The 19,556-nt window shown below is 68.6% G+C and carries 20 protein-coding genes and 1 riboswitch; of the genes, 6 read left to right on the top strand and 14 right to left on the bottom strand.

Going from position 1 to position 19,556, the window contains the following annotated elements:
- Window positions 1-43: 43 nt before the first annotated feature.
- Genes cobA through cbiE form a run of 5 tightly spaced genes read right to left on the bottom strand, consistent with a single transcriptional unit; the run spans window position 44 to window position 4,398 of the window.
- Window positions 44-766 (bottom strand): uroporphyrinogen-III C-methyltransferase, encoded by a 723-nt coding sequence (cobA, locus tag JQ617_RS25875; protein ID WP_212028785.1) that lies wholly within the window; start codon window positions 764-766, stop codon window positions 44-46.
- Window positions 763-2,073 carry a cobyrinic acid a,c-diamide synthase CobB gene (locus JQ617_RS25880; protein ID WP_212028786.1) on the bottom strand — a complete coding sequence of 437 codons (1,311 nt, stop codon included), beginning with the start codon at window positions 2,071-2,073 and terminating at the stop codon, window positions 763-765. The genes cobA and JQ617_RS25880 overlap by 4 nt, the downstream gene beginning before the upstream one ends.
- Window positions 2,073-2,855 (bottom strand): precorrin-4 C(11)-methyltransferase, encoded by a 783-nt coding sequence (gene cobM / locus JQ617_RS25885; RefSeq protein ID WP_212028787.1) that lies wholly within the window; start codon window positions 2,853-2,855, stop codon window positions 2,073-2,075. The genes JQ617_RS25880 and cobM overlap by 1 nt, the downstream gene beginning before the upstream one ends.
- Entirely contained in the window at window positions 2,852-3,220 is a 369-nt protein-coding gene (locus JQ617_RS25890; RefSeq protein ID WP_212028788.1) for a cobalamin biosynthesis protein, read from the bottom strand. The genes cobM and JQ617_RS25890 overlap by 4 nt, the downstream gene beginning before the upstream one ends.
- Window positions 3,217-4,398, bottom strand: coding sequence for a precorrin-6y C5,15-methyltransferase (decarboxylating) subunit CbiE (gene cbiE / locus JQ617_RS25895; RefSeq protein WP_212028789.1), 1,182 nt, complete (start codon window positions 4,396-4,398; stop codon window positions 3,217-3,219). The genes JQ617_RS25890 and cbiE overlap by 4 nt, the downstream gene beginning before the upstream one ends.
- Between cbiE and JQ617_RS25900 the strand changes: the two genes are divergently transcribed.
- Window positions 4,397-5,143 (top strand): cobalt-precorrin-6A reductase, encoded by a 747-nt coding sequence (locus JQ617_RS25900; RefSeq protein WP_212028790.1) that lies wholly within the window; start codon window positions 4,397-4,399, stop codon window positions 5,141-5,143. The two genes, cbiE and JQ617_RS25900, sit on opposite strands and share 2 nt — an antisense overlap.
- Here JQ617_RS25900 and cobJ read toward each other — a convergent pair.
- Genes cobJ through JQ617_RS25935 form a run of 7 tightly spaced genes read right to left on the bottom strand, consistent with a single transcriptional unit; the run spans window position 5,119 to window position 13,023 of the window.
- Entirely contained in the window at window positions 5,119-5,853 is a 735-nt protein-coding gene (gene cobJ / locus JQ617_RS25905) for a precorrin-3B C(17)-methyltransferase (RefSeq protein ID WP_212028791.1), read from the bottom strand. The two genes, JQ617_RS25900 and cobJ, sit on opposite strands and share 25 nt — an antisense overlap.
- Window positions 5,850-6,581 (bottom strand): precorrin-2 C(20)-methyltransferase, encoded by a 732-nt coding sequence (locus tag JQ617_RS25910; RefSeq protein WP_212028792.1) that lies wholly within the window; start codon window positions 6,579-6,581, stop codon window positions 5,850-5,852. Before JQ617_RS25910 ends, cobJ begins: the two co-directional genes overlap by 4 nt.
- A 2-nt stretch (window positions 6,582-6,583) precedes the next feature.
- Complete coding sequence (locus JQ617_RS25915) at window positions 6,584-7,213, bottom strand: precorrin-8X methylmutase (protein ID WP_212028793.1); 630 nt, start codon at window positions 7,211-7,213, stop codon at window positions 6,584-6,586.
- Window positions 7,213-8,376: a precorrin-3B synthase gene (cobG, locus tag JQ617_RS25920; RefSeq protein WP_212028794.1), complete on the bottom strand. Its 1,164-nt coding sequence runs from the start codon at window positions 8,374-8,376 to the stop codon at window positions 7,213-7,215. The genes JQ617_RS25915 and cobG overlap by 1 nt, the downstream gene beginning before the upstream one ends.
- A complete protein-coding gene (gene cobN, locus JQ617_RS25925; protein ID WP_212028795.1) occupies window positions 8,373-11,618 on the bottom strand; it encodes a cobaltochelatase subunit CobN in 3,246 nt (1,081 codons plus the stop codon). The genes cobG and cobN overlap by 4 nt, the downstream gene beginning before the upstream one ends.
- Entirely contained in the window at window positions 11,618-12,652 is a 1,035-nt protein-coding gene (gene cobW, locus JQ617_RS25930; RefSeq protein WP_212028796.1) for a cobalamin biosynthesis protein CobW, read from the bottom strand. The genes cobN and cobW overlap by 1 nt, the downstream gene beginning before the upstream one ends.
- Window positions 12,649-13,023 (bottom strand): DUF1636 family protein, encoded by a 375-nt coding sequence (locus JQ617_RS25935; RefSeq protein ID WP_212028797.1) that lies wholly within the window; start codon window positions 13,021-13,023, stop codon window positions 12,649-12,651. Before JQ617_RS25935 ends, cobW begins: the two co-directional genes overlap by 4 nt.
- A gap of 95 nt (window positions 13,024-13,118) precedes the next feature.
- Window positions 13,119-13,339: riboswitch (cobalamin riboswitch) on the bottom strand.
- A gap of 40 nt (window positions 13,340-13,379) precedes the next feature.
- On the opposite strand from JQ617_RS25935, the gene cobO reads away from it, so the two are divergent.
- A complete protein-coding gene (cobO, locus tag JQ617_RS25940) occupies window positions 13,380-14,015 on the top strand; it encodes a cob(I)yrinic acid a,c-diamide adenosyltransferase (protein WP_212028798.1) in 636 nt (211 codons plus the stop codon).
- 7 nt (window positions 14,016-14,022) lie between these two features.
- Window positions 14,023-15,471, top strand: coding sequence for a cobyric acid synthase (locus JQ617_RS25945; protein WP_212028799.1), 1,449 nt, complete (start codon window positions 14,023-14,025; stop codon window positions 15,469-15,471).
- On the opposite strand, the gene cobD is transcribed toward JQ617_RS25945, so the two are convergent.
- Window positions 15,460-16,425, bottom strand: a complete 966-nt coding sequence (gene cobD, locus JQ617_RS25950) for a threonine-phosphate decarboxylase CobD (RefSeq protein WP_212028800.1) — start codon at window positions 16,423-16,425, stop codon at window positions 15,460-15,462. The two genes, JQ617_RS25945 and cobD, sit on opposite strands and share 12 nt — an antisense overlap.
- 11 nt (window positions 16,426-16,436) lie before the next feature.
- Entirely contained in the window at window positions 16,437-17,378 is a 942-nt protein-coding gene (cbiB, locus tag JQ617_RS25955; protein WP_249157564.1) for an adenosylcobinamide-phosphate synthase CbiB, read from the bottom strand.
- 121 nt (window positions 17,379-17,499) lie between these two features.
- On the opposite strand from cbiB, the gene cobU reads away from it, so the two are divergent.
- The 3 genes from cobU to bluB are packed head-to-tail and all read left to right on the top strand — an operon-like array spanning window position 17,500 to window position 19,419.
- Entirely contained in the window at window positions 17,500-18,003 is a 504-nt protein-coding gene (gene cobU, locus JQ617_RS25960; protein WP_212028801.1) for a bifunctional adenosylcobinamide kinase/adenosylcobinamide-phosphate guanylyltransferase, read from the top strand.
- Entirely contained in the window at window positions 18,000-18,782 is a 783-nt protein-coding gene (cobS, locus tag JQ617_RS25965; RefSeq protein WP_212028802.1) for an adenosylcobinamide-GDP ribazoletransferase, read from the top strand. Before cobU ends, cobS begins: the two co-directional genes overlap by 4 nt.
- 4 nt (window positions 18,783-18,786) lie before the next feature.
- The gene (bluB, locus tag JQ617_RS25970) at window positions 18,787-19,419 is read left to right on the top strand and encodes a 5,6-dimethylbenzimidazole synthase (protein WP_212028803.1); all 633 of its coding nucleotides are present in this window, start codon (window positions 18,787-18,789) and stop codon (window positions 19,417-19,419) included.
- The last annotated feature ends 137 nt before the right edge of the window (window positions 19,420-19,556 follow it).

Below are 19,556 nucleotides of genomic sequence, written 5' to 3' on the forward strand. Positions count from 1 at the left end.
GCCGGGCGCAAGGGCCGAACGGCGGCGACGGGCGTCATGACACTTATTCCCCCGCCAGCGCGCCGAACAGGATGACGGCCGCGGTCGAGGCCGCTCCGCCCCGCGCAAGCTGCTCGGCCAGCTCGGCTATCGTGGCGCGGACCAGCCGCTCGTCGGCGCGCCCAAGGGATTCGGCGAACAGCGCCGGAGTCTCGGGGGCGAGGCCATGCTCAATCAATTTTGCGGCAAGCGCCGGGAAGGTACGCCGGCCCATATAGACGACGGTCGTCGCCTCTGGATCAGCCAGTGCCGCCCAGTTCAGGTTCGGCGGCAGCTCGCCGGTGACGTCGGCCCCGGTCACGAACTGCACCCGGCGCGAGGTGTGGCGCCGGGTCAGGGGAATGCCGGCTTGCGCGGCGGCGACGCAGGCCGAGGTGACGCCGGGAACGATCTCGTAGCCGATGCCGGCCTCGCGCAGCGTTTCCAGCTCTTCTTCGAGCCGGCCGAAAATGCCGGCATCGCCCGACTTCAGCCGCACCACGCGCGCGCCTGTGACGGCATAGTCGACCAGCAGGCGATTGACATGGTGCTGCTTGGTCGAGGGCCGCCCCGCCCGCTTCCCCACCGCAACGAGATTGGCGCCGGGCCGGGCGAGGTCGAGGATCGCGCCGGAGGCGAGGTCGTCGTAGAGCACGACGTCGGCCTCGCGCAGCCGCGCGGCGCCCTTGAGCGTGAGCAATTCAGGGTCGCCGGGACCGGCGGAGACGAAACTGACAAAACCGCTCACCGGTCCTCCGCGATCAGATGGAAGAAGGTGCCCGTGGCGCGGCCGCGCTGCGAGCCGGTCTCGGCGATGACAGCACCGGTGGCGTCATGCACGACAGCCAGCGGCGTATCGGGCTGGGAAAATATGGTCGAGTAGTGGAATTCGTGGCCGCGCAGGCGCGCGCCGGCTTGATGCCCCGGCATGGGCGCTGCGAGCGCGGCAAGGCGATAGCCCAGATGCATGCGGCGCTTGGCAAAGCTCGTCTCCAGGCCGAGCAGTCCGGTCATCTCGTGGCGGACGCCATCGGCATCGGTCAACGCGGTTCCCAGCACCATATAGCCTCCGCATTCGCCGTGCACCGGTCGGGTCTCCGCGAAGGCGCGCAGGCCGTTTCGGAAGCGCGCATTGGCCGCGATCTTTCCGGCGTGAAGCTCGGGATAGCCGCCGGGCAACCAGCAGACGTCGGCGGCGGCATCAGGGACTTCGTCGGCCAGCGGCGAGAATGTCGCGATCTCCGCGCCCGCCGCGCGCCAGGCTTCCAGCATGTGCGGATAGACGAAGGAGAACGCCGCGTCGCGCGCAAGCGCGATGCGCTGGCCGGGCGGCGTCAGGTTGAGGCCGTTCGCGGCGGGCTGCGGCGACCAGCCGGCGGCCGCCCGCAGCACCGCGTCGAGATCGACATGCTCGCCGACGAAACGCGCGGCCTCGTCGATCAGCTTGCCGATCTCGGCCTGCTCCTCCGCCTGGACGAGACCGAGATGGCGCTTGGGCAGGCTGATTTCGGCATGACGCGGCAGCGCACCGAACACGGCGATGCCGGAATCGTTGAGCGCGCGCCGCACCAGGTCCTCATGGCGCGGGCTGGCGATGCGGTTGAGCACGACGCCGGCAAGCCGCACGCCGGCGCGATAGTCGCGCAGGCCCGCGGCGATCGCCGCTGCGGTCTGCGCCTGTCCGGAAGGATCGATCACCAGCACCACCGGCCAGCCCAGCATCTCCGCGATGTCGGCCGAGGCACCGGTCCCGGAAACACCGCGCGCGGCAACGCCGTCGAACAGGCCCATCGAGCCCTCGGCGAGGACAATGTCGGCATCCGCGCCGCGGCTGACGAGATGCGCGATGGTGCTGCGGTCCATCGCCCAGCTATCGACATTGACGGAGGCGCGGCCCGTCGCGGCCGCGTGGAAGGCGGGATCGATGTAATCGGGACCGCTCTTGAAGCACTGCACCCTAAGGCCGCGGTTGCGCCAGGCGCGCGCGAGCGCGAGCGTCAGCGTGGTCTTGCCGACGCCCGAGGCCGGCGCGGAGATGACGAGGCCAGCGGCCATCACGATGCCTCCGGAAAGCGCGGCTCGACGCCGACCGGCCGATAGCGGCGGTCGTAGTCGGCGGCATAAAGGCGGCTCTCATCGAAATCCGCAGCGCCCAGCGTCCTGCCGACCAGGATCAGCGCGGTGCGCTCCATCTCGCTGCCCACGGCGGCGTCGAGCGTCGCAAGCGTCGCGCGGACGATGCGCTGCTCAGGCCAGCTCGCGCGCCAGACGATGGCGATGGGACAATCCGCGCCGTAATGCGGCGTGAGCTCGGCGACGACCGTGTCGAGCAGATGGATCGACAGGTGGATCGCGAGCACCGCGCCGGTGGCGGCGAACGCGGCCAGCTTCTCGCCCTCGGGCATCGCGCTGGCGCGGCCGGGCGTGCGCGTCAGCACCACCGTCTGGGCAAGGCCCGGCAAGGTCAGCTCGGCCTCGATCGCGGCCGCCGCGGCGGAGAACGAGGGAACGCCGGGCGTGACGGTGAAGGGAATGCCGAGCGCACGCAGGCGCCGTAGCTGTTCGCCCATCGCCGACCAGATCGAGAGATCGCCGGAATGCAAGCGAGCGACGTCCTTGCCCTCGGCATGCGCGGCAGCGATCTCCGCGATGATCTCGTCGAGCGACAGCGGCGCGGTGTTGACGACGTGCGCGCCGGGCGGGCAATGGGCCAGCACGCCTTCGGGCACCAGCGAGCCGGCATAGAGGCAGACCGGACAGGCCGCGATCAGGTCGCGGCCACGCAAGGTGAGAAGATCGGGGGCCCCAGGCCCGGCGCCGATGAAATGCACGGTCATGCGCCGTCTCCCTCCGCGATCGCGGCGGTCGCGGTCCGATCCTGCGAGACGACCCGCGTTGCGATCAGGCGCGCGCGGGGGCCCGCGGCTGCGATCGCCGCGGCTTCGGCGACCGATCCGGTGCCGAATTTTTGCGCGACGATTGTCGACTGCGTCGGCGTATCGACCTTTGCGAGCATATCGGCCGGGACGGCCTTGATCGGGACGCCACATTCCAGCGCGAGCTGCTTCAGTGCTTCCGCATCGGCCTTGTCGCTGACGGTCGCCACGGCCGCAAGCCCCTCGGGACCGCCGGCGGCCAGCAGCGCGTCGCGCAACGAGGCGAGCGTGACATCCTTCTTGAATCCGAAGCCGGCAACCTTCATCGGACAGCGCTCCACTGCACGACCGGCCGCACCGCCTCCCAGGACCGGTAGCGGCCGAGCGGCGCGGCATGCGCGATCTCCACCCGCATCAACTCGCCGCCGTGTTGCCGATGCAGCTCGCCCAGCAGCGCCTCCGTCTCCAGCGTGACCGAATGCGCAACGAGCCGCGCACCCGGCGCAAGGCGGGACCAGGTCGCATCGAACATTGCGCGATCGAGACCGCCGCCGATGAAGACGGCATCCGGCGGCTCCAGCGCGGCGAGCGCCTCGGGCGCGGTCCCCGTGATGATGGTGATCCGATGCGCCAGCCCAAACGCCGCGGCATTGCTGCGAATGTTCGCGGCGCGATCCTCGCGCATCTCGACGGCGGTCGCTGTCCCGCCGCACAGTGCCCACTCGACCGAGATCGAGCCCGAACCCGCGCCGACGTCCCACAGCCGTTCAGCCGGTCGGGGCGCCAGCGCCGAGAGCGCGAGCGCGCGCACCGGCCGCTTGGTGATCTGGCCGTCGTGGAGGAAGAGATCGTCCGACAGACCGGAACTGCGGGGAATGCCCTGCCCGCCCTTCGCCTCAATCGCCACCGCAAGCAAGTTTGCAGCGACATCACCCGCAAAATTGTCGGCACGATGCTTTGCGATGACCTCACGCGGCCCGCCGAGCGCTGTGAGCGTCCAGAAGGATGAGGCGCCCCAGCCGCGCGCAGTCAGCCATTTCGCAAGATCGCCCACAGCCTTCCCGTCGCGCACGAGACAAAGGACGCGTGCGCCTCGCGCCAGATGCGGCACGAGACGCTCGAACGGCGCGGCGTGCAGACCGAGACAAACGGTGGATTCGAGCCGCCAACCCAGCCTCGCCGCAGCGAGCGAGAATGTCGATGGCGCCGGGCGCGCGATCCACTCGCTTGCGTCGAGTTTTTCAGCAAGGCTTGCACCTGCGCCGTGCCAGAAGGGATCACCGGACGCGAGCACGGCCGTCGGACGGCCGCGGCAGCCGAGCACGACATTCGCATCGAACGGCACCGGCCACGGACGGCCGCGGCCGCCGACATCCGCCAGCGCGAGATGGCGTTCACCACCGAATACGGTTTCGGCCTTCGCAAGCGCCTTTCGGCTTGCCTCCGACAGCCCGGCAAGGCCATCTTCGCCGATACCGATGATGGTCAGCCAGGGATCAGTCATGACGCGCGCCCTCATTCTGGGCGGAACGGCCGATGCGAGCCGGCTCGCAGCGGCGATCGCGCAAGCACATATCGACGCCGTGTATTCGTACGGCGGCCGCACCCGCGCGCCCGCCGACCAGCCGCTGCCGACCCGCATCGGCGGCTTCGGCGGCGTGAGCGGGCTTGCCGACTATATCAGGCGCGAAGGCATCACGCATGTCATCGACGCGACGCATCCCTTCGCCGCCGAAATGAGCCGCAATGCGGTCGCCGCGTGCGCCGAAGCCGGTACGCCGTTGATCGCGCTCGAACGCATGCCATGGGACAGGACGCAAGGAGACAACTGGATCGAGGTCGCGGACGTCAACGCCGCGGCCGCCGCGCTGCCAGACGCCGCCGCTCGCGTGTTCCTCGCCATCGGCCGCCAGCACATCGCCCCGTTCGCCGGCAAACCGCAGCACACCTACACACTGCGCTTCGTCGATCCTCCCGAAGCGCCCCTGCCCTTTGCCGCGGACGTGATCGTATCGCGCGGCCCGTTCACGCTCGAGGGTGAGCTGGAGATGATGCGCCTGCGCGGCATTGCGTGGATCGTCGCCCGCAACTCCGGCGGAGACGGTGCGCGCGCCAAGATCGACGCTGCTCGCATGCTCGGCGTCCCAGTCATCATGATCTCGCGGCCAAAGCTGCCCGAGCGGCGGCGGGTCGAGAGCGTCACCGACGTGATGCAGTGGCTCGGTCATTCTGCCCGCCTCGGCGCATAGACCCAGCGGCCGACGCGGCGCGTCTGCGAATTGCCGATGATGACCAGCGTGCGCATGTCGGCCATCTCGGGCCGCGCCTCGTTCAGCGTGACGGTCTCGATCCTCTCGTCGGCCGCGCTGATCGCCCGCGCGAAGATCACGAGACGCTCGCCGCAACCGGCCTCCTTCAGCACCACCAGCGCGCGGCCAAATCCTTCCGGGCGGCTCGCCGAGCGCGGGTTGTACATCGCGATCGCGAAATCAGCTTCCGCCGCAAGGCGCAGGCGCTTCTCGATCACGGTCCAAGGCTTGAGATTATCGGAGAGATTGATCGCACAGAAATCATGGCCGAGCGGCGCGCCGGCGCGCGCGCTAGCTGCCAGCATCGCGGTGATGCCGGGCAGCACGCGGATCGGCAGATCCCGATATCGCGGCGCCTGTTCTAGCGCCTCGAACACGGCCGATGCCATCGCGAAGACGCCGGGATCGCCCGAAGAGACGACGACGACCTGCCCGCCTTCGGCCGCAAGCCGCAGAGCCTCGCTCGCGCGCTGCAGCTCTTCGCGGTTGTCGGACGGATGCAGCTTCAGGCCCGGTCGCGGCGGCACGCGCGAGACGTAAGGCGCATAGCCGAGGATGTCGGTCGCGGTCGCGAGCGCGGCGGTGACTTCGGGCGTCACCAGCGCTTCGCTGCCCGGGCCGAGGCCCGCGATGGTCAGCGTGCCCGTCATTCGGCGGCGTCCAGATGTCGGCCCTTGCCGTGCACGAGCACGATCGCGAAGTAAGGACAGTCGGCGGCGTCGATCTCGGCGAGTCGCACGACGCGCTCGCCCGGCATGGTGCCGCGTTCGACCAGCCAGGCGTCGTCGAGCCGGCCGGCGGATGCGAGCGCGCGGCGCACTTTCGCAAGATTGCGGCCGGTCTTCATCACGACCAGCGCATCGGAATCGCGCATGCGGCGTTCGAGCTCGTCTTCGGGAAGCGTTCCCATCAGCACCGTCGTCACGTCGTCGCCGAGCGCGATCGGCTGTCCGACGCCGTTCCAGCAGCCGACCATGCCGGGAATGCCCGCGATCACCTCGATCTCGACGCGGCCCTGCAGGCGCATGTGCAGATGCATGAACGACCCGTAGAAATAGGGATCGCCCTCGCAGAGCACGACAACATCGACCGCGCGCGAAAGCCGCGCCAGGCGCTCGGCCCATTCATCATAGAAGCCGGCGAGCAGCTGCACGTATTCGGGGCTGTCGAACGCGATCTCCGTGGTGACCGGATATTCCATGGGATACTCGGTCACGCCGGCCGCCAGCATGCCGTCGACGATGCGCCGCGCCTGACCCGGCCTGCCCTTCTTGCGGAAATAGGCGACATGCGCAGCGCCGCGCACGGTGCGATCGGCGCGCACGCTCATCAGATCGGGATCACCGGGGCCGAGACCGCAGCAGATGATGCGTCCCATCGCTATTCGCTCCGGCTCGCCAGCGCATTGACGGCAGCGACCGTGATCGCGGAGCCGCCGAGGCGGCCCTCCACCGTCAGTGCGGGTACCGGCGGATCGACCATCAGCGCGGCCTTGGATTCGGCGGCGCCGACGAAACCGACCGGACAGCCGATGATGGCTGCCGGCCGCGGGCAGTCACGGTCCTCCAGCATGTTGAGGAGATGGAACAGCGCCGTCGGCGCGTTGCCGATCGCGACGATCGCGCCGTCGAGATGCGGCCGCCACAATTCGAGCGCCGCGGCCGAGCGCGTGTTGCGCATCGACTGGGCCAGTGCGGGCACGGTGGGATCACCGAGCGTGCAGATCACGGCATTCGCTGCTGGAAGCCGTGCTCGCGTGATTCCTTCCGAGACCATGCGCGCATCACACAGGATCGGGGCGCCCTTCTGCAACGCTGCGCGCGCAGCGGTCGCCATGCCCGGCGTGAAGCGGATATGCGCCTCGAGCCCCACCATGCCGGCGGCATGGATCATCCGCACCACGACCTGTTCTTCATCGGGCGCGAAGCGCGCCAGATCGGCCTCGGCGCGGATGGTCGCAAAGGACTGGCGGTAGATCGCCGCGCCATCGGTTTCGTAGACGTGCGGCATCAATGCCCTCCCAGCAGGATGGAGGGATTGCCGACGATGTCGTCGCGGTTCAGCCCGCGCAGGATGGGCTCGTCGCGGGTCGATCCGCCGCGGACGAGATCGAAGCCCGCACCGGTCGCGACCAGCGTGATCGCGGCCGCGCCGGAATGCGCGCAGCCCTTGGCGCAGCCGGAGACGTGCAGCCGGGCCGCCGCACCGATGTTCGGCGCGAGCGCGGCGGCCAGAGCACGGGTGTCAGCATGGGCCTCGCGACAGCGCGGCGCACCGCTGCAGGCGATGACGCGCAGCGCCGGATCATAGGCTTCGGTGATGAGGCCGGCCGCGGACGGCATCGTCCGCTTGTCTTCGCTCAACACCATCCGCCACGGCGTCATGCGCAGCGCATGTCCGCAACCGGCGAACTGGTTGAGCGTGCCATGCGGCATCTGTCCGAAGGCAACGCCAACCATCGCGCCCTGCGGATAAAGGCCGGGACGCGCAGCCGCCATGACCGGCGAAGGCTCGGTCTCGCCCCGCAACGCATCGGGCAATTCCGCACCGGCTGCGAGATGCGCGGCCATGCGCCCTCGCCCGCCCCTGGGGCCACCCGATGACACGAACCAGTCCGCGAGCGCGAGCGCAGTGGCGACGGCCTCGCCGCGCGCGACCAAACGGCCGCGCCTGGCACCATCGGCGCGCACCAGCAATCCGCCGGCACGATCGCGCTCGATCCGCACGTCGGCAGAATCGCCGGCGAGCACGCGCGAGCTGCCGTCGTCGATGGCAAAGCCGAACTTGGTTGGAAGCGCGAGCAGGCTGTTCTCAAGTGCCTCTTCGAGCTCGGCGGCCAGCGCCTGGGTCTCGTCACCCACGCGCCAGAACGGCGTCACCAGGATGTTGCGTCGGGATTCGGTATCGGCGTCGGGATCGAGCAACGCCAGTTGCGCCAGGCCATCGAGCAGCAGCCGATGGCTGCTTTCGCTGACGCCCCTGATCTGGAGATTGGCGCGGCTGGTGACGTCGATCAGGCCATTGCCATGACGCTCGGCGAGATGCGCCAGTCCGGAGACCTGCGCCGCATCGAGCCGACCGCCGAACGGCCGCACGCGGACCACGAGCCCGTCGCCCGATTGCATCGGCCGCAGCGCGCCCGGGCACCAGCCCTTGACCATGGTCGCGCTCATGAGGCCTCCCGCAACGCAGCCGCGATCGAATTGCGGCGGGTTCGCCAGAGCGACGCCTCGTGCAGGCGGGTGAAGCACGTCTCCATCGCGGCAAGGGCCGCCGGATTCTCGCGAGCCATGAAGGCGCGGACCTCGTCGTGGCCCAGCGTCGCGTCGTAGTAGAGATCGAACAGATGCGGCGGCACGGCGCCCGCCAGATGCGCGAAGGCGGCCATGTGTTCCAGCGTCGCGGTGATCTCGGCCGCCCCGCGGAAACCGTGGCGCATCATGCCCGCGATCCAGGCCGGATTGGCCGCGCGCGCGCGGACGACACGGGAGATTTCCTCGGTCAGCGTGCGCGCATGCGGCTGCTCGGGGCGCGTCGTATCGAGGTGATAGAGCGAGGGTCCGGCTGCGGCGAGATGGGCGGCCGCCGCCGCGACGCCGGCTTCGTGCGCGGCATAGTCCGCGGCGAGCAGCAGATCGGTTTCGGGCAGATCCTGGACGTGGACGAACGCGTCGGCGGCGGCGAGCCGCTGTTCGATGCCGGCGCGATCGGGCCTGATCTCGCCATCGGCGGAGAATGCCCAGGACGAGGCCGACAGCCAGGCCTCGCCGGCGGCGTCGCGCGTCTCTTGTGTGAAGGCATCGGGGATTGCCGAGAGGCCGACACCGTATTGTCCGGGCCGCGGCGCGAACACGCGGGAGGCGCGGTGGCGGTACGGGTTCTCCTCGCCTTCGTCCTCGCGCGAGGCGAGCGCCTGCGATCCAGCCTCGAACAATTGTGCAAGACCCGCGAAGACATCGCGGAACAGGCCCGATACCCGCAGCGTGACGTCGATACGGGGACGGCCGAGCTCGGCCGGCGCGATGATGTCGTAGCCGGTGACGCGGCCCGAAGCGTGATCCCAGCGCGGCGCGAGGCCTGCCAGATGCAGCGCCATGGCGAACTCCTCGCCTGCGGTGCGCATCGTCGCCGAGCCCCAGAGGTCGACCACAAGACCTCTCGGCCAGTCGCCGTGATCCTGCAGATGGCGCCGCAGCAGTTCCTCCGCGAGCTTGATGCCTTGCGCATGCGCGGACGGCGTCGGCACCGCGCGCGGATCGACGGCAAAGAGATTGCGTCCTGTCGGCAGCACGTCCTGACGACCGCGATAGGGCGAGCCCGACGGCCCCGGCGCGACGCGCTGCCCCGCGAGCGCAGCACGCAGCGCATCCCGCTCGGCGCTACCGCAGGTGCCGCGTCCGAACACATGCAGGCCGTCGCCGAACTGGCTCTCCTTGAGGTCGCATACGAAGCGGTCGATCCGCGGAATGGCCTCGGCGGGTGCAGCCGATGCATCGAGGCCGAGATCGTCTTCGAGCCCTGCGGCACGCGCCTCGTCACGGATCGCGGCGATCAGTCGTTGCCGGCGCGCGGGATCGAGACCATCGGCAGTCGAATATTCGTCGAGGAGGCGCTCGAGGCGACGCAGGCCTTCCGGCACGGCGGAGCTTTCGAGCGGCGGCGGCAGATGACCGATCGTCACCGCGCCGATGCGACGCTTGGCCTGCGCGGCCTCGCCGGGATCGTTGACGATGAAAGGATAGACGACGGGGAGATCGCCGATCAGCGCTTCCGGCCAGCACGCGGGCGACAGCGCCACGGATTTTCCGGGCAGCCATTCCAGCGTGCCATGTGCGCCCATGTGCACGAGGGCATCGTAGCCCTGCTCACGGAGCCAGAGATAGAACGCGACATAGGCATGGCGCGGCGTGCGGCCGAGATCGTGGTAGTCGGCATCGCGCGCCACCGCATCGCCGCGCTCCGGCTGGACCGCGACGATCGATTGGCCGCAAGCGACGGCCGCGAATTGGAATGCGCCATCGCGGCAATTCGGATCGCTCTCCGGCGCGCCCCATGCTTGCGCGAGATCATCCTGCAGCACTTGCGGAAGGCGCGAGAGTGCCGCGCGGTAGTCGGCGACGCTCCAGGTTAGTTGCCGGTTCAGCAGCGTTTCGCCGAGCGCATGGACCGGCTCGACATCGAAGCCGGTTTCCGCGAGATCGGATACCAAGGCCTCGACCGACGCCAGCGCATCCAGCCCGACCGCATGCGCGATCTGGTGCGGCCGGCCCGGATAGTTCGAGAGCACGATCGCCAGCCGCTTCTCGGGAACCGGCTTCTCCGCAAGTCGCCGCCAGGCCGCCACGCGCGCCGCGACGGCGTTCACGCGATCCTCATCTGGCCTGTGCGCCAGATGCGAGAACTGCAGATCGGGATCGCGCTCTGCCGCCGACTTAAAGCTCACCACGCCTGTGTACACGCGGCCATCGACCTCGGGCAGCACCACATGCATCGCAAGGTCGCCGGGCGACAGGCCACGCAGCGATTCCGCCCAGTCCTCGCGCCGCGCCGACGAAAGCGCGACCTGGAAGACCGGACATGGCGCAGCGTCGAACGGCGTGGTGCCGTCTTCGCCCATCGCAGAAAATGCCGTCGCATTGACGATGGCGGCCGGTACATTCTGCGCAAGATAGTGCCGCAGCCAGCCGGCAACGCCTGGGCCCTTCAGCGAGGTGACGAACGCGCCATACGCATCAAAACCCTTCTCGCGCAGCGCGGCAATCAGGGCATCGACCGGGCCGGTATCCGCGGCAGTGAGATAGGAGCGATAGAACGTCACGAGCGCGAGCGGCTTCGTCCCGCCCGCCGGCGCAGCAATGACACCGCGCGCGGGATCATAAAAGCCCATCTCCGGCACGGTCATCTCGCCGACGACCGGACCTGCATAAAGCCCGGAGGCTAACGCAAGCTGCGCGATCGCGGCCTGCGCGGCAACCGGGCCGCCGGTGTCGCACAGAGTTTTGAGCCGCCGCAGCGTCGAGACCGGCAAGGTTGAGTACGCGTCGAGCCTGACGTCGTCACGACCGTCTGCCGGCAGCACGGCCAGCACGATATTGCGATCCTTTGCGAGCTGCTGGAGCGCGGCCAGACCATACGGCCAATAGGACTCACCGCCGATCAGCCGCACCAGAATGCCGCGCGCCTGCGACAGCGTGCGCTCGATATAGGTATCGACCGAGAGCGGATGACGCAGCTCCGCGAGATTGGCGAGCCGCAGCGACGGCAGGCTGCGCTGCCCGCGCCGCCAGCCGGCCGCAAACGCGGCAAGGTCGGAATCCGAATACGAGAGCACCACGAGATCGGCCGGGTCCTGGCCGATGTCTCTTGGCGTCGCGGTCTCCTCGAGACCGCGGCTCTCGCGGAAAACGACGTGCATCAGACTCCCAATCCCGCCTTGATCGCAGCCTCGTCGATATCGCCGTGCTCGCCGATCACGACGAGCTTTGACTGCCTGTTGCCCGCGCCCCAGGGCTTGTCGAACTGGTGACGCACGCGCTCGCCGACCGCCTGCAGCAGCAGCCGCATCGGCTTGCCGGCGACGGCGATGTAGCCTTTCGCGCGCAGCACGTTCTGCTCGCGCGCCAGCTTCTGCACCGATGCGACGAGTGCATCAACGTCGGCGACTTCAGGAAGATCGATCACGACGGACGCAAAATCGTCGTGCTCGTGCTCCTCCTCGCCGTCGTGATGCGAGGGGCGCGCGGCGAGGTCGTTCTCGGCGGCTGCTCCAAGGCCGAGGATGACGCGCGCATCGATCGCGCCGTCAGTCACGGGCAGCATCGGCACGCGGCGCGGCATCTCGGCGGTGATCACGGCCTTGGCGGCTTCGATCCCTTCGCTGCCGGCAAGGTCGGCCTTCGTCAGCAGCACGATGTCGGCGCAGGCGATCTGATCCTCGAACACTTCCGACAGCGGCGTCTCGTGGTCGAGATTCTCGTCCGCGGCGCGCTGCGCTTCGACCGCATCCGGATCGGGCGCAAAGCGGCCGGCCGCGACGGCTTCGGCATCGGCGAGCGCGATCACGCCATCGACCGTGATGCGCGAGCGGATCTCCGGCCAGTCGAACGCCTTCAGCAGCGGCTTGGGCAGCGCCAGGCCCGAGGTCTCGATCAGGATGTGATCGGGCCGCACCGGCCGCGCCAGCAGCTGCTCCATGGTCGGAATGAAATCGTCGGCAACAGTGCAGCAGATGCAGCCATTGGCGAGCTCGACGATGTTCTCCTCCGGGCAATTGGCATCGGCGCAGGACTTCAGGATTTCGCCATCGACACCCTCGCTGCCGAACTCGTTGACGAGCACCGCGAGCTTCTTGCCGTTGGGATTGCTGAGCAGGTGCTGGATCAGCGTCGTCTTGCCGGAACCGAGAAAACCGGTGACCACAGTGACGGGTACTTTTGCGAGCGAGTTCATTCTGCGGCCTCGGGAATGACGGTAAGGGGAGGAATGCGGGCAAGCGACTGCTTGCGGAAGATTTCGGGACGGCTGCGCCACGGCACGATTCCGTCAGGCGCCGCCGCGTAGGCCGCGGCGCCCGCGACGACGTCCTGCGCATTGGCGTCCGACAGGCGGCCATAGACATAAGACCAGCGACCAGGCGCGCTGAGCGCAACCGAGCAGCCCTGGCTGCATGCAGATAGGCATTCCACGGGAACCACGTTGACGCCCTCGGGCACGCCCGCCTCGAGGATCGCGCCATGCAGCCGCTTACCGGGCGTGGTCTCGCCCTCGCCGAGCGTCTGGCCGGCGCGGCAGGTGATACAGACGTGAAGTGTGACGGTCATCGCCTCTTCCAGGATAGTCAGCGGGCGGCGATGAGGCGCACGGACCCTGACTTGAGAGGCCGTTTCCCCGTCGCGGAACACCCCGTCCGCCGGTCCAAAACTCGTCCGCGCTGGCAGGTCTCCCGGCTTGCGGAGCAGGGTTTTGGCCCTTCGATCCCCGCCTTCCCGATCCCGTGAGGGATCAGTGGCTTCGGGCATCTCTCCGGTCACGGTCGCGGGGGCGGCTGCGTTTTGAACCCAAATCTTGCCGATTCGGACCCTATCGCATTCCCTCTTCGCCTGTCATAGGACAGGAACCAGCGCCGGGCCACCATTTGCCCCCGGCCGCCTCTTGTCAAGCCGAAGGACCGGGACCGATGACGCCTGAACCGGATAGCCAAACAGCCGAGGAAACCGACGCCCGGCACGCCCAGAAAATGGCGAAGAAGAAGGCCGCCCGCGACAAGATCATGGCGACCAAGAGCGGCGAAAAGGGCCTCATCATCGTCCACACCGGCGCCGGCAAGGGCAAGTCCTCCTCGGCCTTCGGCATGATCGTCCGCTGTGTCGCCCATGGCTTTCCCTGTGCCGTCGTGCAGTTCATCAAGGGCGCCTGGGATACCGGCGAGCGGCGGCTGCTCACCGGCCATTTCGGCGAGCTCTGCCAGTTCCACGCGATGGGCGAAGGCTTCACCTGGGAGACGCAGGACCGAGCGCGCGACATCGCCGCCGCGCGCGCCGGCTGGGAGAAGGCCAAGGAGCTGATTCTCGACGAAAACCTTCGCATGGTCGTGCTCGACGAGATCAACATCGCGCTACGCTACGACTATCTCGACATCGCCGAAGTGGTCGAATTCCTGACGAGCTCAAAGCCCGCGATGACGCATGTCGTGCTCACCGGCCGCAACGCCAAGGACGAGCTGATCGAGATCGCCGATCTCGTCACCGAGATGACGCTGGTGAAGCACCCGTTCCGCTCCGGCATCAAGGCGCAGGCCGGCGTCGAGTTCTGACACGGCGATGGCACGCGCGCTGATGATCCAGGGGGCCGGCTCGGACGTGGGCAAGTCGCTCATCGTCGCCGGCCTCGCGCGTGCCTTCACGCGCCGCGGCCTGCGTGTGCTTCCCTTCAAGCCGCAGAACATGTCGAACAACGCCGCCGTCACCGTCGACGGCGGCGAGATCGGCCGCGCCCAGGCGCTGCAGGCGCTCGCGGCCGGCGTCGAGCCGCACACCGACATGAACCCGGTGCTGCTCAAGCCGGAGACCGATGTCGGCGCGCAAGTCGTCGTGCATGGAAAGCGCATCGCGACCGCGCGGGCGCGCGAATATGCGGCGATGAAGCCGTCGCTGATGGGCGCGGTGCTGGAGAGTTTTGAACGGCTGAAGGCGCGCGCCGACCTGGTGCTGGTCGAAGGCGCGGGCAGCCCGGCCGAAGTGAATTTGCGCAAGGCCGACATCGCCAATATGGGCTTCGCGCGCAAGGCCGATGTGCCGGTCGTGCTGGTCGGCGACATCGATCGCGGCGGCGTCATCGCGCAGCTCGTCGGCATCAAGACGGTGATCGACCCCGACGATGCCGCGATGATCCAGGGTTTTGTCATCAACAAGTTCCGCGGCGATCCCACGCTGTTCGACGACGGTTACAAGCTGATCGCGGAGAAGACCGCGTGGTGCGGCCTCGGCGTGCTGCCGTGGTTTCCGCGCGCCGGCGAGCTGCCGGCCGAGGATGCGCTGGGCCTTAGCGATGCGCGCAAGCCGGGCCAGTGCAAGATCGCCTGCCTCGCGCTGTCGCGGATCGCGAATTTCGACGATCTCGATCCGCTCAAGCTAGAGCCCGGCGTGGATCTCGTGATGGTCCGTCCGGGCGAGGCGATCCCCGGCGACGTCCGCGTCGTCATCATTCCCGGCTCGAAATCCACCCGCGGCGATCTCGCCTTCCTGCGCGCGCAGGGCTGGGACATCGATCTGCTCGCGCATCACCGCCGCGGTGGCTATGTGCTCGGCCTCTGCGGCGGCTACCAGATGCTCGGCCGCAGCGTTGCCGACCCTGAAGGTATCGAAGGCCCCGCAGGCGACACGCCGGGGCTCGGGCTTCTGGACGTCGAGACGGTGATGAGCCCGCAGAAGACACTGACGCGTGTCGCGGCTGTGCATGCCGCTACCGATCAGCCGATCGAGGCCTACGAGATCCATATCGGCCGCACCGACGGTCCGGATCGTGCGCGTCCATTCGCGACGCTGAACGGCGAGCCCGAAGGCGCGATGTCGGGCGATGGCCGCGTGCAGGGCAGCTATCTGCACGGCCTGTTCACGTCGGACGAGTTCCGCAGGGCATATCTCGCGAGGCTCGACATTCCCGCGGGCGAGGAGCCCTATCACGCCCGGGTCGAAAGCGCGCTCGAGGCCCTCGCCGACCACATCGAGACGCATCTCGACGTCGAAGGCCTGCTGGCGCTAGCGCGCTAGGACCTCGGCGAGGCGCAACCATTCGGCTTCGCTGCCGGGAAGTCCGAGCCGCAGCCATGTCGGTTTTTGCGCGAACACGCGCGACCAGATATGGCCACGCGCCAGCCTCTCCTGCGCGGCAAGCGCGTCAGGCGTCTCGTAGAGACGGAACAGCGGCGAGCCGCCGATGAGCGTCCAGTCCTGCGCGCGCGCCATGTCATCGAGGCGGGCACAATCGCGAGCCAGCCGCGCCGACGTCGCCTCGCCCCACGCGTCGTCGCGCAAGGCGCGGCAGCCGATCTCAATCGTCGCGCCCGAGACCGGCCAGGGCCCGACTGCCGCCGCGAGCTTGCCGATGTCGGCTGCGTTGCCGATCGCGAACCCGAGCCGCAGGCCGGCAAGACCATAGAACTTGCCGAACGAGCGCAGGATCAGCAGCCCCGGGCGATCCGCTTGCGGTGCAAGCGACAGATGCGGGACGGCATCAACAAAACTCTCGTCGATGACGAGACGGCCGACACGCGGCAGCAGCGCCAGCAGATCCTTCGGCGCAAAGCACCGGCCGTCGGGATTGTTGGGATTGACGACGATGGCGATATCCGCGCCTGCGAGCGCGTCGAGTTCCCCGACCTCATGAACGTCCCAGCCGGCCGACGACAGCACCCCGGCATATTCATTGTAGGTTGGAGCGAGGATGCGCGCGCGTCCGGACGGCGCGAGTTGCGGCAACAGTTGAATGGCGGCCTGCGCGCCGCCCATCGCGACCATCGCAGCGCTGGTGCGATAGGCCTGCCGCGCGGCCTGATGCAGCGCCTCGATCTCGGCTCGCGACGGCAGCGCAGTCCACGCGTGCATGCTCAAATCGCCGACGGGATAAGGCAGCCGGTTGATTCCGGTCGACAGATCGATCCAGTCTTCAGTGCGGCCGCCAAACCGCTGCTGGGCCAGATCGAGATTTCCACCGTGCTCACGCATGCCCCGTTCTTTCACGCGAAGGCGAGGATCGCAAGCAGGCCGGCGAGCAGCAGCATGGCGCGGCGGTAGACCGCCAATCCCTCGCCGATGTCGGCGGCCAGCGGATCGCGCGCGCCGCCGTTAAGCCAGGGCTCGTTCGTGACGCTGCCGTGGTAGATGCGGGGGCCGCTGAGGCGGACGCCAAGCGCACCCGCCATGGCCGCTTCCGGCCAGCCGGCGTTGGGCGAGCGGTGGCGGCGCGCATCGCGCGTCATGCATGACAGCGCCTCGGATCGCCTCGGTGCCAGCAGCACGAACAGAAATCCGGTCAGGCGTGCCGGAATGAAGTTGGCGACATCGTCGATGCGCGCCGCGGCCCAGCCGAACGCCTCGTGACGCGCGCTGCGATGGCCGATCATGGAGTCCAGCGTGTTGATGGCCTTGTAGCCCAGGATGCCGGGCAGGCCGAACAGCGCGCCCCAGAACACGGGCGCGACGATTCCATCGGAGGCATTCTCGGCGAGGCTCTCGATCGCCGCGCGCGCGATGCCGGCCTCATCGAGCGCCGCGGGATCGCGTCCGACGATGCGCGCGACCGCCTCGCGGGCCGCGGTGATGTCGCCCGCCCGCAGCGGCGTTGCGACGGCGGCGACGTGATCATGCAAGGAGCGCAGCGCGACCAGCGGCCAGGCGAGCACGCCGACCAGCACGATCTGCACCCATGTCCAAGTGAGCAAGGACTGAATCACCCAGCCGATCACGACGGAGATCGCGATCACCACCAACGCGCCGGCAATGCCGGCAGCGCGGCGGAGCGCCGGCGGATCGGACTCGCGATTCCAGGCGGCATCGATGGCGCCGATCGCCCGTCCAAGCCAGGTCACGGGATGGCCGATGCGTGCGAACAGCCATGACGGCCAGCCCAGAAGGGCATCCACCGCCATCGCCACCACCATCGCGCCCGCAAAGCCCAAACCCGCCTCCTGTCCCGCCCCTGTTGCGCAAAGCGGAGGGCGAGCGCAAGCCCCTACCGTCCTGATTTCGGCTTTGTCTTTGGCCGCGTTTGGTGATTAGTCAGGCCTACAGGAGATATTGATGGCCGTCATTCTGATCACGGGCGGAGCGCGATCGGGCAAGAGCAAGCGTGCGGAAATGCGCACGCGCGCCTTTCCCGGGCAACCCGTCTACGTCGCGACGGCCGAGGCGTTGGATGGGGAAATGGAGGCGCGCATCGCCAAGCATCGCGCGCGCCGCGGAACCGACTGGATCGAGCGCGAAGTGCCGCTCGATCTCGCGGCTGCGCTGTTCGCAAGCGACGGCGGCGGCGCGCGGCTGGTGGATTGCCTGACGCTGTGGCTCTCCAACCTGATGCATGCCGGGCGCGACTGGGAGCGCGAAGTCAACGCATTGGCTGCCGCCCTGCCCCGCCTCAACAGCCCGGTTGTCCTCGTCACCAACGAAGTCGGCCTCGGCATCGTGCCCGACAATGCGCTGGCGCGCCTCTATCGCGACGCCGCGGGAATCATGAACCAGACGATTGCCGAGTGCGCCGACGAGGTCGAGTTCGTCGTCGCCGGCCTGCCGATGAAACTGAAATGATGCCGCGCGCGGAGCTTCTCAAGGACATTGTCGCCGATCTCAGGATGGCGGCATCGTTCGTCACGATCCTTCCCGTCGCATCGTCGAAGCCCGCCGCCGACGGTGCCGTCGCGCGCGCGACCTGGGCCCTGCCCATCGCGGGCCTTCTGGTCGGCCTTGCCGGCGCGTTCGTCTACAAGGTGGCCATCCGCTTTGGACTGGCGCCGAACCTTGCCGCCCTGCTCGCGCTCGCGACGACGGCCCTCATCACCGGCGCGCTGCACGAGGACGGTCTTGCCGACACCGCCGACGGGCTCGGCGGCGGCCGCACGCGCGAGCGCAAGCTCGAGATCATGCGCGACAGCCGGATCGGCACTTACGGCGCGTGCGCGCTGATCCTGTCGTTCGGCCTGCGCTGGAGCGCGCTGGCGACGATCTCCAGTCCTTTGGCGGTCACGTTCGCGCTCTGCGCCGCGCATGCTGCCGCGCGCGCGGGCGTGCCGGCCTTCATGTCGCTGGTGCCGCCGGCGCGGCCCGACGGGCTGTCGGCGAGCGCAGGTGTACCGCCCGGGCGCAGCATCGCGATCGCGTTCGCGGTTGGAACGCTCGTGCTTGCCCTGGCGTTGGGGCCGGGCAAGGCGCTGGTCGGCCTGATCCTGCTCTCGCTCGCCGGACTGATGCTGGCGCGTCTCGCCATCCGCCAGATCGGCGGGCAGACCGGTGACATTCTCGGCGCCTTCGAGCAGATCGGCGAAATCCTGATCCTGCTGGTCGCCGCAGCCTTCCAGATGGGACGCTGACCTCATGGTCGAGTTCGACGACACTTTCCGCCGGCACCTTCACGAGCTGTTCGTGTGGCGCCGCGACGTGCGCCGTTTTCGCGGCGATCCGCTGCCCGAAGGCGCCATCGACCGCCTGATCGAGACCGCCTGCCTGTCGCCCTCGGTCGGCCTCAGCCAGCCCTGGCGCTTCGTCATCGTGGGCGATGACGCACGCCGCCGCGCTGTGGTCGAGGATTTCAGGGCGTGCAATGCCGATGCGCTCAATTGCTATTCCGGCGAACGTGCGGCGCGCTATGCCACGCTCAAACTGTCGGGCCTCGAACAGGCCCCCGGACATCTCGCCGTGTTCGCGGACAAGGCCAGCGACATCGGCCACGGCCTCGGCCGCGCCACCATGCCGGAGACGACGGAATATTCCGTGGTCGCCGCGATCACCGCGATGTGGCTCGCCGCGCGCGCGGAAGGCATCGGCCTTGGCTGGGTCTCGATCCTGAACCCCGATCGCATCCACGCCATTCTCGACGTGCCCGCCACCTGGAAGTTCATCGCCTATCTCTGCGTCGGCTATCCGGAAGCCGAGTGCGACCAGCCTGAACTCGAGCAGGCGAAATGGGAGCACCGGCGCGGCGCGGACGAGTTCACGCTGCGGCGCTAGTGGGCAACGCCGCACGGTGTCACGAAGCGTCACAGAAGAGACAAAGCCCGAAGCATACGACGCCCTGCCCGCGTAGGATTACGGTACCGGGCTGCCAAGGCTGCGAATGAGCATTCATAAGCCTGCTTTCATCAATT

Origin of the sequence: Bradyrhizobium sp. KB893862 SZCCT0404 (genome assembly GCF_018130885.1) — a bacterium.
In the GTDB taxonomy this organism is placed as follows: domain Bacteria; phylum Pseudomonadota; class Alphaproteobacteria; order Rhizobiales; family Xanthobacteraceae; genus Bradyrhizobium; species Bradyrhizobium stylosanthis.

Bases quoted from the DNA above. Each gene is read 5' to 3' on its own strand.
- JQ617_RS25880 (WP_212028786.1), bottom strand. From the start codon at position 2,073: ATGGCCGCTGGCCTCGTCATCTCCGCGCCGGCCTCGGGCGTCGGCAAG.
- cobM (WP_212028787.1), bottom strand. From the start codon at position 2,855: ATGACCGTGCATTTCATCGGCGCCGGGCCTGGGGCCCCCGATCTTCTC.
- JQ617_RS25890 (WP_212028788.1), bottom strand. From the start codon at position 3,220: ATGAAGGTTGCCGGCTTCGGATTCAAGAAGGATGTCACGCTCGCCTCG.
- JQ617_RS25900 (WP_212028790.1), top strand. From the start codon at position 4,397: ATGACGCGCGCCCTCATTCTGGGCGGAACGGCCGATGCGAGCCGGCTC.
- cbiE (WP_212028789.1), bottom strand. From the start codon at position 4,398: ATGACTGATCCCTGGCTGACCATCATCGGTATCGGCGAAGATGGCCTT.
- cobJ (WP_212028791.1), bottom strand. From the start codon at position 5,853: ATGACGGGCACGCTGACCATCGCGGGCCTCGGCCCGGGCAGCGAAGCG.
- JQ617_RS25910 (WP_212028792.1), bottom strand. From the start codon at position 6,581: ATGGGACGCATCATCTGCTGCGGTCTCGGCCCCGGTGATCCCGATCTG.
- JQ617_RS25915 (WP_212028793.1), bottom strand. From the start codon at position 7,213: ATGCCGCACGTCTACGAAACCGATGGCGCGGCGATCTACCGCCAGTCC.
- cobG (WP_212028794.1), bottom strand. From the start codon at position 8,376: ATGAGCGCGACCATGGTCAAGGGCTGGTGCCCGGGCGCGCTGCGGCCG.
- cobN (WP_212028795.1), bottom strand. From the start codon at position 11,618: ATGCACGTCGTTTTCCGCGAGAGCCGCGGTCTCGAGGAGACCGCGACG.
- cobW (WP_212028796.1), bottom strand. From the start codon at position 12,652: ATGAACTCGCTCGCAAAAGTACCCGTCACTGTGGTCACCGGTTTTCTC.
- JQ617_RS25935 (WP_212028797.1), bottom strand. From the start codon at position 13,023: ATGACCGTCACACTTCACGTCTGTATCACCTGCCGCGCCGGCCAGACG.
- cobO (WP_212028798.1), top strand. From the start codon at position 13,380: ATGACGCCTGAACCGGATAGCCAAACAGCCGAGGAAACCGACGCCCGG.
- JQ617_RS25945 (WP_212028799.1), top strand. From the start codon at position 14,023: ATGGCACGCGCGCTGATGATCCAGGGGGCCGGCTCGGACGTGGGCAAG.
- cobD (WP_212028800.1), bottom strand. From the start codon at position 16,425: ATGCGTGAGCACGGTGGAAATCTCGATCTGGCCCAGCAGCGGTTTGGC.
- cobU (WP_212028801.1), top strand. From the start codon at position 17,500: ATGGCCGTCATTCTGATCACGGGCGGAGCGCGATCGGGCAAGAGCAAG.
- cobS (WP_212028802.1), top strand. From the start codon at position 18,000: ATGATGCCGCGCGCGGAGCTTCTCAAGGACATTGTCGCCGATCTCAGG.
- bluB (WP_212028803.1), top strand. From the start codon at position 18,787: ATGGTCGAGTTCGACGACACTTTCCGCCGGCACCTTCACGAGCTGTTC.